Genomic DNA, 16,369 nt, shown 5'->3' with positions numbered 1-16,369 from the left:
GATGTCTGCACCTTGGTACGTCTGGATTTACATGGTCCTTTTCATGATGGCGGTACTGTTCATCACCAACCGATCCAACCTGGCCGCCTTCACCCGCCCGCTCGATTTATTGATCGCCTGGGTGCCGCTGATCGGCTCCGTCTTCGTGTTTTACACCAGCTATCAGGCCGGCGCATCACCCAACGCCTACCTGACTACCTTCTTTGGGCTGTCCATCTGCGCCTACGTGGTTTACGTCATGTACGACGCCATCATGGGCGCCCTCGGCCTGAGCGGTGAGGAAGATGAAGACGAGGAGGGAGAAGCCCAACCAGCCAACCCCGCCCTCGACGCATCCGGGATCGTGATCCCCAAAACGATCGTAGAGGACGAGACCGAGATCGTGGAATACGACCTGGATCTCTACAAGACGCCGGTCGATCCCGCCGAGCATGGTGAGGCGATCGGCAAGATGTTCCAGAGCATGCTGTACGGTTCCGAGGAGGACCAGGACGCGAGCATGGAGAAACTCGCCGAGCTCACCGGCGATGGCGAGGATGAAGATGAAGACGAGGGCGGTTCTTGGGTTGCCGTCGCGATCGTCGTCGTATTCTTCGTGCCCATGCTCTACCTGGCCGGTTCGCTGGTATGGCGGACCTGGACCTGATTCGCGGAGATCTTTCGCAGTATCCCAGGACACCCATCATCCGTCTGCCGGGGGTGTCCTGAATTTTTTCTGGTTTTCGATGCGTCGCGCCCGCAAGCGAAAAGAACCCGTCCCGCCCAGCCAGGATCGCGTGGCCGCGCGCGAACGTCCGTGGGTGCGATCCAGTGGGCCCAAGAGCCTGTGTCGCGTGATCCCATCGCGGATTTCGGCCACATGATCGGGATCGTCGGCGCGGCAATCGCGGACTTGTCGTCGACTGCCGCCAGCGTTCTCCTTGTCTAGTGCCGTTGAAAGAAAGACCATATTTCCGAAAACATGGTGCTGGTCGCCTCCGCGTCCGCAAAACCACTGTGACCGATTCCCAACGCGATGAAGTATTTTATTTCATGATTGGCTTCACAATTGGCGTAGGTGAATGAATCCAAGCTTACGCCGCCCCAGGTCAGGCTTTCTTCCTGTGGGGACGAGGAACAATTGAAGAAATTCACCCAATTGAGCGCACTATCCCGAGCGGACAAAAACTCGCCGACGGGCGATGGGCCGCCGTCTACCGGTATCAAGGTATCGACATTTCCATTGAGTTGAAATACGGACAAGACGGTTGGGGGTGTCAATTCTCCCGTGGAAGTCGATTGTTGGGTGTACAGCGGAGCAATCGCCCTAAAATGGGCCGTCGACTTGCCCAGTAAGTTGATCATGCCCGCGCCATTGGAAAAGCCCAGGCCGTAAATTCGCGTGGTATCCAATTCGCGATAGGTCGCCAGCGTTTGAACGATGAAGTCGACAAACTGCACATCATCGGCATTGGTAGGCTCGGTGCCCAAATTCCAAAATCCACCATTCCCACCATCGTTCGAGTGCCCGTCCGGATACACGCCGATGAACGCGCCGGAATCGATCAATTGGTTCAGGTGCTCGTTGTTCAGGAAGGAACTTCCACTCCCGCCGGCTCCATGAAATGCGAAAACGATCGGGTACTTCTGAGTGTGATCGAGAGAATCCGGTGCTTTGATGTAGACGGACCTGGAAACGGTGGCCCCGTCTATTTCTTGATCGATCGTGATTTGATTGGTGCCCGCTTGCAACTCATTGGTAGATGCGTCATCGGGTTCCGGAACCGAGTCGATGAGGGTGGCGTTCGCCATGGAGGGTTCACGCGCTTCATTGAACAGGAAGGCCATGCCCATGAGCGGCTGGTCCGCCTGGGCCACCAGGTACAGATCGCCTTCGAGATCGGGAAAGATGGCACTGGTCAACGCGGCAAAGGGGCGTCCGGCGGGAATTTCGAAGGTGCTGTCGCTCTGGAACCGCATTCCTTCCTGGTAGGCGTAGAAAGTGACCCGGGTGCTCTGGCTACCCATGTTGACCACCACCGGCGCCGACGACGCCACGGGATCGTCCGGACTGGGCAGATAACTGAACAAGAGAACGGTTCCCACCTCGGTTGCCGGCACGACATTCCCCTGGGCGGGCGAGCTGCCCTGTCCGTCTTCCTTGGTACCGGTCACCACGAAGGCGCCCTCGATCTGATCGGCCGAACTGGAGAGAAAAATCGCAAACCCACTTCCATCCAGTAAATTAGGGAACAATTCGGAGGTTTCCGACACCTGTTGCGCCAAGGGTCCGAGCTGAAGGGTCACGGTTTCCTCGGCCCCGTTGGGGTCGTTGGGGTCGGGTCGAACGGCCCGCAGCGTGACCTCGACCGCCGCATCGTTCAGGTTGTTGACGATGACCTTTCCGCGGAAGAGGGTGTTTTTGGTGACCCAGGGGTAGACGAGCTCGGTGGCTGCCATCGAGTTTAGGGCGGCGAAAAAACACAGTACCTGAACCAGCGTTTTCAGCATGACTGCAACCTTTCGGAGGTGTGTTCATGAGCCGGGAACCGCGAACGAGACGTCTCTTCCCTTCGCATTCCGGGCTTCTCACAGGTTCATCGGGGTTCCGGTCTGTCTTGATGAAAAATGGCGAAATGCCCTGCACAAGGGCATTTCCAAAGATCGGGTGACTATTCGCGAACGGGCTCTCCAACCCGATTTACTATCCAAACAGGTGGACGACCATGATCACCGGCACCCAACGCTCGATTCTGAGCGACCTTATCGGTCGACAGCCCGCTCCCATCACGGTCGGACCACCCCAGGGGGTGATGCTGTTGAAACAGGGGCAGTTGACCACCTTGGACAAGGAGCGGGTTCGCCCCTCATACCACAGGACCACCGCACCAGGCACGGTGTAGACCCTGCGAGGCCACAGGTTTTACAACCAACGCCGTCGGTGGTTTTGCCCGGCGCACCGACAAAAGGCGGCTCCTCGAGGAGCCGCCGTTGGTTGCCCGAAATCACTCGGTGTCGATGATCGTGAGGGTCACCGTGGCGGTGGAGCCGCCAGGCAAGGTGTAGGTGAACTGCGTGTCACCCAGGAAGGGAGTGTTGGCCATGAAGTGGAAATCGCCATTGCTGTAGGTCAACACGCCTGGCACGTCGCTGGTGTGTTCCGGGGCGGTGAACCGCGAATGCTCGTAGTACACGTCGTTCGCGAAGGTGCTCAACGTGATGCTCGCGCCTCGCGGGACGGTATAGTGATCGTCGCGTGCGATGTTCTCGGTGGGCCCATCCACGAAGATCACCAGCTCGCCCTGGGATTCCAGCTCGCCATCCGTCACCCAATAGTCCACGCGGTAGGTTCCCGGACGAAACACCTGGAACGAAAATCCTTTGAGATCCTGCGTTCGATGAATGTTCAGGTAGTCGGTCCCATGGGCCGAAAAGCGCGAGATCGTCAGGTCGTCGCCGTCCGGGTCGATATCGTTGTTCAAAACCGGATAGGGGTTGATGACGCGATTCAGTGGCACCACCGCGTAATCGTCGTTCACGATAGGCGCGCGATTCGGTGAACCCACCTCGATGGTCACGGTCCCTTCCGTGCTGTAAAAGCCATCCGAAGCCGTGTAGGACAGCGTTTCGACGCCCGGAACCCCCTGGGGATCCGGCGTGTAGATCCAATCTCCGACAAACCGTTGCAGGCTGCCCAAGACGGGCGAGCTGGTCCATTCGAGGATCAGGGGCTTGCCGTTCGGGTCGTAGTCGTTGGCCAGCGGATTGAACCGCACCGTGTCGCCCTGATTGACGGACACCAAATCGTCGACGACCACGGGCGGCTCGTCGCCATCGGTCACATCCACCGTCACAGTGGTCGTGGCGCGGTGAACGCCATCGGAAATGGTGTAGGTGAATTGCGCCCGACCCAGATCGTCCTCATCGGCCGTGAACAGGATCACGCCGCTCCGATGGATTTCCACCGACCCCAGGTTGGGTGTCGAGACCTCGACCACACGCAACGGATTGCTGTCGGCATCGCTGTCGTTGTTCAGCACGTACAGGGGCGTCATTTGACCCACGAACGCTTCGAAATGATCGGGTTGGGCCACCGGCGCATTGGGGCTGACCACCGTGACGTAGGCGATCCCTTCGGTCACGCCACCGCGGGCATCGACCGCGCGATAGTGGAAGTTGTAATGGCCGGAGTAGTAGGAATTCGGCTGGTACCAGAAGCCGCCGTTCTCGTCCAAATCCAGGATACCGGTCTGGGGGACCGTCACCAGTTCGGCACCGAGCAGATCACCATCCAAGTCGATATCGTTTGCAAGGACACCTGGCGCGGGCACGATCAATCGATCGGTCGAGCGGATCGTGTAGTAGTCCGTGATCGCCAGGGGCGGTTTGTTGCCGGGGGTGACCAGAATGGTGGCGTTCGCATAGGCGGTGTCGCCGTCTTGGTTCTCGATGCCATAGAGGAACGTCACTGGCCCTTGGGCATTGACCTCGGGGGTGTAGGTGAAAGCGCCGTCTTCGCCCAGCGTCAATTCACCGACTTGGGGCGGGTTCACCAGGAACGCGCGCAGGGTATCGCCCTGCTGGGCTCGGTCGTTTTCCATCAGGCCGGGAGACGCGACGGTCAACACGGAATCCCAGGCGGTGGTGTAGTTGTCCTCGTAAGCCACCACCGGATAGTCCTGTGCCAAAGCAAAAGTGCCCGCCAGGACAAGTACGACGGGCACCATCATCCATTGCTTTTTCATGAATTGAAATACTCCTAAAGTTAAGTGTTCGGACGTTTCCTCTCTCATTCACACGGGACCCGCACGGACTCGGCTAGGCGACACCATCGGAAGAATCGCCCTGTCCGATGGTCCACCATGGAGTGCGGCTCGGAGGGTCTCGGGAGTGTCCGGCCGAGACAGGTTCACTGCGGGTCCCGGTCTTATCGAAAATGAGCCGCCCACCTTCGTAAATCCCACCCACGAGGAAAGTCCGCCAAATTTTTCGATTTTTCTTCTAGCCCTTGAATCAACCCTCTTCAAGTCAATAGGCCGAGCCACGCTCCGGCGACAATGAGCGGATACCCGAAAATCACCCGCGCATACTCAAGGCACAACGCCATACAGTGGCTCGCATTTTTCCCAATGTGTCGCCTTTTCGCTCCATGAGAGCCACGAACCCGCAGGCATACCCAGCTTGATCTCGAGAAAAAAACAACGCGAAGCGAGCCGATCCGGAGAACCAGCATGCCCGCAGGAGACCTAAAACCCGTAGGTTGAGCACGGCCGGCATGGCAGCCTGCTCAACCAATCAAAGCGACCTGGCACAGATCGACATGTCTCCCCATAATCGATCGCCGGACGAGAGCGAGGAGAGTCAGGACCAAAAACCCTGTTTGGATGTGGAACCCTTCCCTTCACAGGTTCCACATCCCCGGTTTCGGGCCGGTCCTTCAGGAGGACTGGTGCTGGTAATTCAACCGAATTTGATCGAGGAATCTCTCGACGGAGGTCTTGAGGGTGTCAGACAGTTCAGCCACACCGTCAGCGGCTTCGAGCACCGAATCGGCAGAAACCCCGGTTTCCCAGGCCCCATCCTTGACTTCCGATATGATTTGGGAAACTTGCTGGACCCCTTTGGAGGCTTCCACGACGCTCCGATTGATTTCTTCGGAGGTGGCGTTTTGCTGCTCGACCGCGGCAGAGACGCCCGTGATCGCTTCCTCGATTTCAGCGATGTTCGCACCGATGCTCTTCATGACTTCCAGGGAAGCCAGGGAGGCGGATTGGATTTCCGTGACTTTCGAACTGATATCCTCGGTTTTGAGTGCCGTTTCCGCGGCGAGGTTCTTCACCTCTTCGGCGACGACCGCGAAACCCGTGCCGGCCTTACCCGCCCGGGCGGCCTCGATGGTTGCGTTCAGTGCCAATAAATTGGTCTGTTCCGCAATCTTGCGAATCGCCACCACGAAGTCGCCGATATTCTGAACCCGACTGTTCAATTTTGCGAAGGTCGCATGGGCATCGCTGGCGTAGGTGGCGGTATCCCTCGACTTCGCCTGGGCCATCAGGGTCTGGCTGGCGATTTCGTTGCTCGTCGCCACCATTTCTTCCATGGCGAGGGCGACATTGGTGACATTGGTACTGGACTCTTCGGATGCAGACGCCACGCCCATGCTCGATTCGGTATTATCTTTGGCCACTTTTTTCATGCTTTCGGAGGATTGGATCATCGTCGACGAGGAGTTGACCAATCGATCGATGAGGGAGCCGATCTGAGAGTCGAAATCGTCGGCCAGGCCCAACATCGCGCGTTGTGCCTCCTGTTTGGCGCGGGCTTCCTGTTGTCTTTGCGTCTCGTTCATATGCGCGAGTTCCTGGGATTTGGCCTCGACTTCCACCGCATTCTTCTTGAACACTTCCACGGCTCGCGCCATATCTCCCACCTCGTCGGTTCGATCGAGCGCGGGAACGCGAACCTCCAGGTTACCGGCAGCCAGTTCGTTCATGGTATCGGTCATGTGGACCACCGGCTCGGAAATGGCACGTCCGATTTTTATCGCGAGGAACAGACTGACGAGAATGGAGACCAGGGAAATGATCGAGGTGATCACCAGGGAGTTGCGCACCTTTTGGGTCGCCCGCGGCCCCAGTTCATCCTGCAACCCCTTGTTTTCCAGCTTCATCCGCTCCATCTGATTGGCGAGGTTCGGACCGATGACATCGAGTGTCTGATGGATGATGTGGTTGCGTTTCTGGATTACGGCCACCACTTTCTCGAAGGCACCGCGATAGGCCGAAGCCCGCGTCAAGACCGAATTTGCCAGCGCCCTGCGCTCGGGGTTCTGGAGTTCGGCCTTCATGTCCTGGGCGATCCGTTCGAATTCCGCCAATTCGGCCTCGGCCCGCTCGGCGCTTTCTGGCTTGTTGTCCACCAAAAAGCGGTTGGCATACAACCGGGCCAACAACAGGCTGCGCAAATCCGAACCGGCCAGATAACTGGCCCTGGGGTCCTTGTCCGCGAAGGCACTGTCCATGATCTTGGTCAGGTCCTTTTCGGCCAGAGGTCCCAAGGTGTTCATCTCGTCCACAAGTTGATTCCGTTCGCGAACCAACTCGGTTACCTCCCCAAAGGAGCTGGCATAGGTCGCGATGACCTGACTGCCTTCCTTCATGGCATCGATCGCGTCCTGACGCTCGAAAAGTTTCTCGGCTTCAGCGATCATGTCCCCAGTGGTGTCGATTCGCTCCGAAACCTTCTTCGATGCAGCGTCGGTGTTGTTCAGAATGAAGTCCTTGGCATGCAGGCGCGCCGTCAGGAGATTCGCTTGCACACGTCCCATCTGGTTGGTCTGCAGGGCGTAACTTCGATAGGTCTTGAAATTTCGATTGGCACTAAGAAGGCCAAAAACAGAAAAGGCGGCAACAATTAGCAACAGTATCAAAATAAAACCAAACCCGTACGCTATTTTTTTGCTAATTTTAGTATTATTATTAAAATTGGAAACAATTCCACCGTTAACACGTCGATTTTCAGTCATCCCTGAACCCTCTTGCATGATCTAGTATCTAACAAACAGGAATCCAGGCCCATAGACAAAAAACCCAGCTCCCTTTTTTCACATTCCCTTCAGTCATTCACTACAAGACCACGGTTATTATTCATGGCTGACCACTAATACCGTACTTCCCAGGTAAGCGCCGAAATATTGGCCGCACCCTTATTTAGGAAGAGTACGCTTGGTCCTTCGGCTTGCGGCGGCGTTGGCTTTAATAATAAGGAATGCACCGACCGAATCCGGGTTCGCCGAGGGTCGTCGCGAATGTCGACGGAACAGATCGGTTGAGCCGTGCCTTTGGGAACAGGAAAAGGCTGCCGCGCCTTGATTTGGCAAATACGGCGCGAGGATCGGGAACGAATGCCGAAATTGGAGCACCGGTAGGTAGCGGGAACTTCCGTGAACAAAATCCGGAAGCCAGGAAGGGAAAAACCCAAGAAACCAACTGCGAACATAGGGCCTTGTCGTCACGGGAGGTCATGGGACGTCTCCCTCGAAGGGTCGATCCGGACGATTTCCCGGCTTGGATCCATCCAGGGTTCATGCTGGATCGTAAGAGGCCACCCGCGCGGCCTGAAAGGAGGGGGAGGAAGATGTATCCCAATAGGCTCAGACTTCTGGGAAGGGTTCGTCGCACTGATTCACAGGTCGGCGGGTGCGCCCGACAGGACCCTTGCCGGACACCATTCGGACATGACCGCACGAAACCACAGGTCCAGAGTTGGTCTGGGAAGGGCGAACACAAAGTGAAAAGACGCTGCCAGGTCTCTATCGCCTGACAGCGTCAACCGCTCGAATCGAGAAGGCATGGAACCAAAAACCAAGTCTTCCCTCGAGAGGCGCCGGATCGCTCGATTTTGGGATGCGGGCCCAAGACTCAGGCGAAAATGCTCAGGTCAAGGCAACGCCGATGATCGATGGGTGAAACAGCGCGGCCGGCCAATTCAGCACGGCCGGCCGATTCACCCCGTCCTCACCGATCCCCCATCTCCATCGTGGCGTCCGCCGGTTCTCCAGCTTTTTTGCTTGAATTCTTCACGCATTCGCACTCGCTCAACCGTGCTTCCAAGGCGATCAGTCGTTTCTCCAGGTGGGCGGCATGATCTTGCAGGGTTGCGATGTCTTCGTCGCGTGCGGCCAATTGCTGAACCAACTCCTTGACGCCTGCCATGGCCGCGGTCGCCAGGTTGCCGATGGAAATCCCCCCTTTGCTTTCGTTGGCCGAGAGACCGCCAAGCAACCGGTTGAACGCCAATGCGTTCGGCGCGAAGACGACACCGTTTTCAGTCCCGTAGGTGTAGAAATCGAGGTTCTCCATTCCATCGAGCAGTACCCCCGTATCCACTTGGCGCGCGAGCCCTCTAGGCGAGTTTTGCACGAGGTTGGTGTAGTTGATGGTGGTGGCCGTGATCGTTTGGGCGGTCAAGGTGTTCGAGAACGTGGCGTTCGGCGAGCTGACGTTGTTGGCAAAAACCGTGTTGTTTGCGATCAGCGAATCGATGGTCAAATCGTCATACAGGGTCACGTCACCTTGGGTATCGACCTTAAAAAAAACATTGTTTGAATTGTCATCGGGCCGGATGACCCAGGCTCTGTCATTGTCCATACCGGAAATCCAGGTGAAAGGCGTGTTGGCGTCATTCCGTTCATAGATAACTTGGGGGAAACCGGCGGTTTCAAGTCTCAGCATGTCATTGTAAGCGCCAGCCGGTTTGACATGGAGATAGGATTCGGGGTTGGCGAGACCGAAGCCGATTCGGTTGTCGGTATTGATATAAAGGGCATTCTGTCCGGCTCCAGCCCTAATCCTGAAGGGCAGTTGCTCACTGTTGGTCACGTCGCGAATGAAAAAATTCGTTTCATTTCCGCCAAGATCCCAGGATTGTGCCGTAAATCCAGAGCTGCCGTCCTGATCCAGCCTGACGGAAGGCGAGTTGCCATCCATCAAGTGAAGCATCTCTTGTGGATTGGAGGTGCCGAGACCCACTTCCCCCTGATCGTCGACGTAAAGCGAGTTCTCGCCGGCATTGGCACGGAGGGTCATGATCCGAACGTTGGAGTCGGCGTTTTCGATGGCGAACAACGCGTTGCCATGCGGGTTGGAATCATTGGCGACGATGCGCCAATCGACGGTAGGGTAGACCGTGTTACTGGAAGTATCCTGGAAGTGAATGCGCAAATTGTTTTCTTTGAGTCGGATTGTGTCGAATGAGAAGCTCTCGTTTTGTTCGCAATCTACGCCGACACACTCACTGCCCATTACGATTATGTCATCTGTGTAAACCAGGGCGCGCTCAAGCTCATCCTGGTCCGTCGTTTCATCCTCATGGGGCACCAAGGGGACGCGACCTTGAATGGCGAAGGTTCCGGTTTGAACCTGAACCGAGGTGGGATCGCCGAATGTGCGCAAGGCCAGGCGCATTTCCTCCGGGCTCTGGTTCTCGCGCACTCGAGCAAGAATGTCGAAGATTCGGCTGCTCTCGAGGCGGTATGCTGTCATTTGGTAGGTATAGACGCCGTCTTCCAAGAGGTTGCCGCGCTCGTCATAGAGATGGATTCCGACGCGTTCTCCATGTTCGAAGGTATATTCCGCTTCGAAGTAGTTTGGCCCGCTGATGGTCAGAAAAACCATGTCGTATTCTTCGGAAAGATTCCAGTTCATGCCGACGGGATCCGCTTCCAATTCAGCGAAATCCTCCGCAGCCATGAGTTGGGGAACCACAGCGAACAGGATGAACCCGATCAAAATGTCCTTGGCCAATAGGTGACTTACATTTCTCATTGCCTCTCTCCTGGTTTGATGGTGGTCGCGAAGGGAAATGGTCGAAGGTGCCGGCCGATGGCGGATTCCGGCGTTCTCACAAGGGACCTTCATACGATGCCCTGCGGAACGACCGTGCAATGTGTGGATCACCTGGCCGGACACCGAATCGGTGCCGGCATTCCCGGTGGGCTCGCTGATCACGGAATCAGGCCGGATGTTTTTCAGAGCAGAGGGGCAACAAAAATGCCAAATAAAAATGGTTATCTTTCACATGACAGGCAACCAAAAATAACAGTCAAGTTGTTTATTTCAACTTGTTTGGGATCATTGTCACAAGGTTCGGCAGTTCGCGACGAAGAAGGTATCGCGCTAGCGCCTCGGTTCCAACGCGTTGCCAACACGTCGGCAACACGTTGCAAACGGCATTTGCCATCCGAGAGGCCTTTGCGGAAAACCACGGTGCCTATGGAAGCCTCGGATTTTTCGGGCTCTTCGCCATGAGAGCATTCACCTTGACCGGTATCGCGATGCCTTGACTGGGATCGAACGCGGAAATCGAATCACCGGTAGGTGTCGGGTACTTCCGCGAACAAAAGCAGGAAGCCAGGAAGGGAGGAACCCTGGAAACATGCTTGAAGAAAACAGAAGGTTCGAGGAGGATTGAGGGACAGGCTTGAACAACCGCAATGGTTTCTGGCAATTGCGTTTGCCTGTCCCCCACTTTGCACCGGAAATTGGAGCGGATTCAGGTGAGGATCAGGCGCACGTCGATGTTGCCGCGGGTTGCGTGAGAATAGGGGCAGACGACATGGGCTGCTTCCACCAACTCTTTCAGGAGGTCCGGATCGAAACCGGGCGCTTGAATCTGCAGTTCGACGTCGAGCGCGAATCCGGAAGGGACGGGTCCGATCCCGACCCGCGCGGTGGTCGCGGTGTCTTCGGGCAATTTCTGTTTTTTCTTACCGGCGACATAGCGCAGGGCACTCAGAAAGCAGGCGGAATAGCCGGCGGCGAACAGTTGCTCGGGATTGGTGGCTTCCCCTCCGGGTCCACCGAGCTCTTTGGGCGTGGTGAGTCGAACGTCGAGAATGCCGTCACTGGAGTGGACACGGCCGTCACGGCCGCCGGTAGCACTTGCGGAAGCGGTGTAGAGAACTTTCATCGGGAACTCCTTGGGCTTTTAATTAACGCGCTTAACTTTAACGAACAAATCGTCTAGGCGCACGCGCGGCACTCCAGGCCCCTGCCCTCTCGTGCATCGTGCGCGGTTGATGCAAATAAAATTAACGCATTAATCATTCGCGCGCAACACATTTTCGAGAGGAAATTTCAAGCATTTGTATTCAAATGAGTTGGGTTTGAATTCAGCGTGCGATTTGGTCGCGCAATTGGATCAGGGCCGTTCTGAGTTCCACCATTTCATCGCCCGACATGTCACAGGCCTTCACGATTTCGGCGTTTACTTTCCTTGCCTGACGTTTGAGGTCCCGACCGGCTTCGGTCAGCTCGATGGCCAAGTTGCGCTCGTCCTTCGCCGCGCGCCGGCGCGCCAACAGGCCCATGCCCTCCAGTCGCTTGACGATCGGTGTCATCGCGCCGGGGTCTTGATGGAGTCGCCGAGCCAGCTCTTTGAGTGGGATGCCGTCTTTTTCCCACAGGACCAGGAGCACCAGGTACTGGGGGTAGGTGATGTTGAGTGATTCGAGCAGGGGTTTGTACATCTTGGTCACGGCGAGCGAGGTGGAGTACAAGGCGAAGCAGAGCTGCTGGTCGAGGTGGAGCGGGTCGGGTTTGGTCATGGGAAGGGCTCCTCGGCGGACAATTCGTTAGCATGTTAATCATTTTAACGTGAAATGTGGCGGCGGAGTATTCGGGTTATCCATGGTAGAGAGGTGAGTCGAAGGAGTCGTTTCCATCCCGACTTGGGGTGACTGCGGATTTTTACCACGGAGGTCACGGAGTTAACGGAGTCGAGCCATTATCGAACCTCTCGACTGGCCCCACTCACGGAGCATCCCGCTTTGCCTTGCCCTCGAGTGCCGGAGCGACTCGTTCCATGGTTAGAGAGGCGCGGTCATGCCGGTTATTCATAAAATCGGGACTAGGTAATTCGGGAAATCACCACGACAGGCCATGGCGATTTTCAAGTCAGGCCGGTGGGGATCTGGTGGCTTATGGGCTGACGATTGGCAGGAACAGGGCAACTTATTTGTCGGTTTTGGGTAGAAAACGACCGACCGTGCTCTGCGGATCCAAGAGCCCGACCAGATCGCGGTAGGGAAAAATGGCATCGTTGTCAGGATCGCGATCGAAAATGAATCGAATGTGCAGGGGGGTGATCAGAAAGGGGATGTCCCCGAAGTCTTCCGTCGTCATGGGTTCATCACCGTCTCTTGCAGCCAGGCTTTCCTCCAGTGCGCCGGACAGTCGGGACAGCAACTTTGCCTCGGCCCCAGGCAATAGCAGATCCCCGAGCTGGAGCTCTTTGACCGTTCCATCCGAAACCACCAGAATAAGCGCGCTGCGGCCTTCGGCGTAAAGGGGACCGGAATAGTGTGAATGCTCTATGTTCAAGCTGACCAAGGCTTCCGAGTAATAGTGAATGGTGTAGGAGATTGTAAAGCCACTCTTAATGGGCCCTTCCAATTGCTGCAATTCGGATTCGGTCAGGCTTTGAACCTGTTTTTTGATTTCGTGAGCCTGCCGTTGGACGGCCCATGCCTTCAGGGCCGAGCCGGCCCCGAAGAAGTCGGGCACTTCTGATTGACAACTTCCGAAATCGGAATCCATTCGAATGATCAGGCTCCCGGAAATTCGTTTCAGGTGGAAAGGCAATTGCCGTTTCTTGTCTGCCGATTGCCAGGTCCCCTGAAATTCGGATTCACTTTTTTCGAAAATGAGGGGAAACCGCCCGGTCGGATCACCTTTGTGGTATTCGACCAGGTCGTTTCCCTTTGGTCTTAAGTCTAACGGGATCCCGTGTTTTTCATAGAAATAGCTGCCCCGCAACACGTCGTCACTATCCAGATTCCCGCTTAGGCTCATCTGAATCTTGTTCGAATCGCCAATGGTTCCGACGTAGTAGTTGGTCCATATGTTTTCTTGTACAGAAATCGTGAATAAAAACAACAATGTCATGCTCATTCAGGGTCTCCTAACTTGGGACGATTGGTAGATCCAGGGTTTGACCTGGTGATTCCGCCGAAACTGCCGTGACGCATCAGGTCAAAGGTGGACGTAGATGCCGTACAAGATGAGGTAATAAGTGGATATGTAAAGACAAACGAACAATACCAAAACCGAGAAAAAGAACGGCGCGATTTCCCGCCAGGAAAAAAAGGAAAGCGTATTTCCGAACATTGTCTTTTTTTGGATGATCCTAACAATGTACAAAAATACACATGTGCTAGCCAGAAGGAAAAGGGTATCGACATCAATGAGCACAAAGTGTTCGACAGAAAGCAGAATGGGCGCCACGATGCGGACTTCCTCCTCTGGGCTCCCCATGTAATCCAACCAGGTGACATCCCATTTTTTATAGGTGGGAAAAACCAGCCAGAATCCAAAGAGGGTCGCCGCAACGCTCCATTTGGATGTTTTAAATTTCCTTAGGACCAACAAACCACAAGTCACCACCACCACCGCCACACCAAAGTAGAGGCTGTACATAACCGAGGCCACATCACCCCACTTAAAAAACCCAGGAAGGAAGGTTTTCCGGATTGCCTGGTGAATATGGACCCGCGACCACCCGAGGAAAAAAACCCAGGCAAGCGCCAAGAAGAATTGCGCGACCACCCTTTTTACGACCATCAACCCCTCCATTCGCGTTCTTATTTGTTAATAACCGGAATCAATGAAGGCGAAGTGAAGTCCAAGTGAAATCGCAGACAAGATTGCGGGCCACTCGTTGCTGTCCGTGGGGTCTCTTCGAAGGTCTCGAAAAATGACCCATGCCGCATTTCGTTTGAGGCTAGACCCTGTAGGACAGGCGGTTTCGTGGGGCGCTCGTACCCGAGCCCCAAAACGGGAGAAGGCCGCGAATCTTTCGATTCGCGGCCTTCATGGTGGCTCCGGTGCACGGACTCGAACCGCGGACAGGGTGGTTAACAGCCACCTGCTCTACCAACTGAGCTACACCGGAATATTGGTTTTTCGCCCACTCGCTGGGCGACAATGCGAAATTCTAGTGGAACCCCTCATCGCTGTCAATACATTTTTTTCGAATCTCCCCACCTCTCGACTCCACGCCCACCTCCCCTATTATCAAGGGGTTACGCGTACCTGTCCCCGCCGCCCGCCGTCTTCGCCCAGCACTTTCGTTGGGGTTTTGTTGCACGCTCACATTTCCGGTCAAATCCCGCGTGCGACGCGGCCCGCATCCTGGCCTACAACCTGGTCCACACCAACGTGTCGGGCGCCGTCCCGCTCGAGGCCGGATTCGCCGTGGCCAAGATCGCCGCGCCGGAGCGCTTCTTCCACAAGGCGCTGGCCGACCTGAAGTTGCGACCCCGGCATGGCTTGAACCTGATCTGTATCTACCGCCAGGAGGGGCCGGCCGGGGAGGAACACATCATCAGTAATCCGGAGGCGAAACCGACAATCGAACCCGGCGATCAACTGGGCGTCGTGGCCCACAGCGACGACTTGCGGAAGATCTGCCTCACCTGGACACCGCAGAAGCCATCGAATCGGGTCGGTGGGTGAGGTTTGGTGGGTGCGATGGGTCGGACGTACTTGCTGCGGCGGGCCATTTGGGCATGCGGGGACTCCCTAGTGGGAGGGATTCGATTGGTCCATCTGGGTCGGTATGGCAGACTGGTTGATCTACGGGGCACGACGCCATTTTTTGCATTCGGGAACTCCCAACAGGAAGTGCTTCGGGTTGAGATTCAGGCGAGTCTTGGGGCTTCGCTCCTTGGCGTAATCCGCCGAGGTTGCTTGGGTTGCTTCGACGCGTCGGCCCAGCGGGCCAACCTACTGCAATTGCAACACTTTTCATGATGCGGGAACTCCCGACAGAGATCACTTCGATTGGTTTGCCAGGGCCGGTGGGATCGGCTGGTGGGCCTACCGGACACGACGCCGCTCTTGGAGGCAGGGGATCAAGGCTCGGCATTTTCCAGGTTTTTGCGTTTGAACCAGTCGGCGGCGAACTGGTTGAATGCACGCACCCGACCGCCCTGGGCCAGGTCGCGGTGGGTCAGGAGCCACAGGCCGCAATCCCACGAGGGAACCCGACACAGCCGCACCAGTCCCGCCACCGACGCCCCCACGAAGTCCGGCAGCACCGCACCGCCCATGCCGCCTTCGACCATGTCGATCAGCAACATGGGGTCGTTGGCCCGCGCCCCCAGGCGCGCCTGGGGGAATGTTTCGACCAGCCACTCGGGTTCGGGTCGCTCGTCGTCCAGGCCGATGTAGCACGGGCTCGCGTCGGCATCGGACCAGGCCTCGGCTTCAGATTCGGCCACGTAGAGCGACCAGCTCAGGTGGGCGACCATGCGGCCCACCGCCGTCTCGGGCGGCGCCGATGTGGCGCGGATGGCGATGTCGGCCTCGCGCCGGCTCAGGTTGAAGCGCTCGAAAGCGGCAATGCACTGCAGCTCGATCTCGGGATGAAGCCGCCGAAACTCGCGACACAGCGCCGGCAACAGGTACCGGGAGATAAGGTAGGGCGCGGTGATGCGGAGTTGGCCGGCCAGCCCGGCGTCGAGGCCGACGATTTCGCGCTCCATGGCCAAAAACTCGCGTTCGACCCGCAGGGCCCGCTCCAGAAAACGTTCGCCCGCGACGGTCGGCACCAACCCTTCCGGCAAACGCTCCAGCAAACGTACGCCCCATTCGCGCTCGAAAGCCTGGATCCGGCGGGCCACGGTCGTGTGACTCACGCCCAGCTCGGCACCGGCCTTGAGAAAACTGCGCTCGCGAACCGCAAAAACGAAGTAACGTGCATCATTCCAATCCATACTGTCCATTTTTGCACAATTACTTCTCAATATCCACTATCGCTTTTGCACATTCGCACAGGTTTAATAGGGACAGTCAGACGGACGGCGACGCACCTCGCCGCCGCAACGCCC

12 protein-coding genes and 1 tRNA gene are annotated in these 16,369 nt (G+C 56.7%); 3 read left to right on the top strand and 10 right to left on the bottom strand.

The genetic code is table 11. The annotated features are described in order from the left end of the window. Position 1: 1 nt before the first annotated feature. The gene (locus J3U87_RS22925) at positions 2-646 is read left to right on the top strand and encodes a hypothetical protein (protein WP_237378102.1); all 645 of its coding nucleotides are present in this window, start codon (positions 2-4) and stop codon (positions 644-646) included. A 278-nt stretch (positions 647-924) separates the two neighbouring features. Here J3U87_RS22925 and J3U87_RS22920 read toward each other — a convergent pair whose 3' ends face one another. Beyond that, complete coding sequence (locus J3U87_RS22920) at positions 925-2,490, bottom strand: CE1 family esterase (protein ID WP_237378101.1); 1,566 nt, start codon at positions 2,488-2,490, stop codon at positions 925-927. A gap of 215 nt (positions 2,491-2,705) precedes the next feature. Between J3U87_RS22920 and J3U87_RS22915 the strand changes: the two genes are divergently transcribed. Next, positions 2,706-2,882, top strand: a complete 177-nt coding sequence (locus J3U87_RS22915; RefSeq protein WP_237378100.1) for a hypothetical protein — start codon at positions 2,706-2,708, stop codon at positions 2,880-2,882. 102 nt (positions 2,883-2,984) lie between these two features. Here the strand turns inward: J3U87_RS22915 and J3U87_RS22910 are convergent, their stop codons facing one another. From J3U87_RS22910 to J3U87_RS22875, 8 genes are all read right to left on the bottom strand, one after another. After that, a complete protein-coding gene (locus tag J3U87_RS22910) occupies positions 2,985-4,724 on the bottom strand; it encodes an Ig-like domain-containing protein (protein ID WP_237378099.1) in 1,740 nt (579 codons plus the stop codon). A gap of 692 nt (positions 4,725-5,416) precedes the next feature. Continuing rightward, the gene (locus tag J3U87_RS22905) at positions 5,417-7,504 is read right to left on the bottom strand and encodes a HAMP domain-containing methyl-accepting chemotaxis protein (protein WP_237378098.1); all 2,088 of its coding nucleotides are present in this window, start codon (positions 7,502-7,504) and stop codon (positions 5,417-5,419) included. Between the two features lie 991 nt (positions 7,505-8,495). Beyond that, a complete protein-coding gene (locus J3U87_RS22900) occupies positions 8,496-10,304 on the bottom strand; it encodes a hypothetical protein (protein WP_237378097.1) in 1,809 nt (602 codons plus the stop codon). Between the two features lie 727 nt (positions 10,305-11,031). Beyond that, a complete protein-coding gene (locus J3U87_RS22895; RefSeq protein WP_237378095.1) occupies positions 11,032-11,448 on the bottom strand; it encodes an organic hydroperoxide resistance protein in 417 nt (138 codons plus the stop codon). A gap of 202 nt (positions 11,449-11,650) precedes the next feature. Then, positions 11,651-12,085 carry a MarR family winged helix-turn-helix transcriptional regulator gene (locus J3U87_RS22890; RefSeq protein ID WP_237378094.1) on the bottom strand — a complete coding sequence of 145 codons (435 nt, stop codon included), beginning with the start codon at positions 12,083-12,085 and terminating at the stop codon, positions 11,651-11,653. A gap of 406 nt (positions 12,086-12,491) precedes the next feature. Next, positions 12,492-13,430 carry a hypothetical protein gene (locus tag J3U87_RS22885; RefSeq protein WP_237378093.1) on the bottom strand — a complete coding sequence of 313 codons (939 nt, stop codon included), beginning with the start codon at positions 13,428-13,430 and terminating at the stop codon, positions 12,492-12,494. A gap of 81 nt (positions 13,431-13,511) precedes the next feature. After that, the gene (locus tag J3U87_RS22880; protein WP_237378092.1) at positions 13,512-14,099 is read right to left on the bottom strand and encodes a hypothetical protein; all 588 of its coding nucleotides are present in this window, start codon (positions 14,097-14,099) and stop codon (positions 13,512-13,514) included. A gap of 255 nt (positions 14,100-14,354) precedes the next feature. After that, a tRNA-Asn gene (locus J3U87_RS22875) sits at positions 14,355-14,430 on the bottom strand. A 266-nt stretch (positions 14,431-14,696) separates the two neighbouring features. On the opposite strand from J3U87_RS22875, the gene J3U87_RS22870 reads away from it, so the two are divergent. After that, positions 14,697-14,993 carry a TrkA C-terminal domain-containing protein gene (locus J3U87_RS22870; RefSeq protein ID WP_237378091.1) on the top strand — a complete coding sequence of 99 codons (297 nt, stop codon included), beginning with the start codon at positions 14,697-14,699 and terminating at the stop codon, positions 14,991-14,993. A 398-nt stretch (positions 14,994-15,391) separates the two neighbouring features. On the opposite strand, the gene J3U87_RS22865 is transcribed toward J3U87_RS22870, so the two are convergent. After that, a complete protein-coding gene (locus J3U87_RS22865; RefSeq protein WP_237378090.1) occupies positions 15,392-16,255 on the bottom strand; it encodes a LysR family transcriptional regulator in 864 nt (287 codons plus the stop codon). Positions 16,256-16,369: the final 114 nt, after the last annotated feature.

It is taken from the genome of Sulfidibacter corallicola, assembly GCF_017498545.1.
GTDB lineage: Bacteria > Acidobacteriota > Holophagae > Acanthopleuribacterales > Acanthopleuribacteraceae > Sulfidibacter > Sulfidibacter corallicola.
Note: the sequence above shows the minus strand (reverse complement) of the source record. Positions and strands in the feature narration are given on the sequence as shown.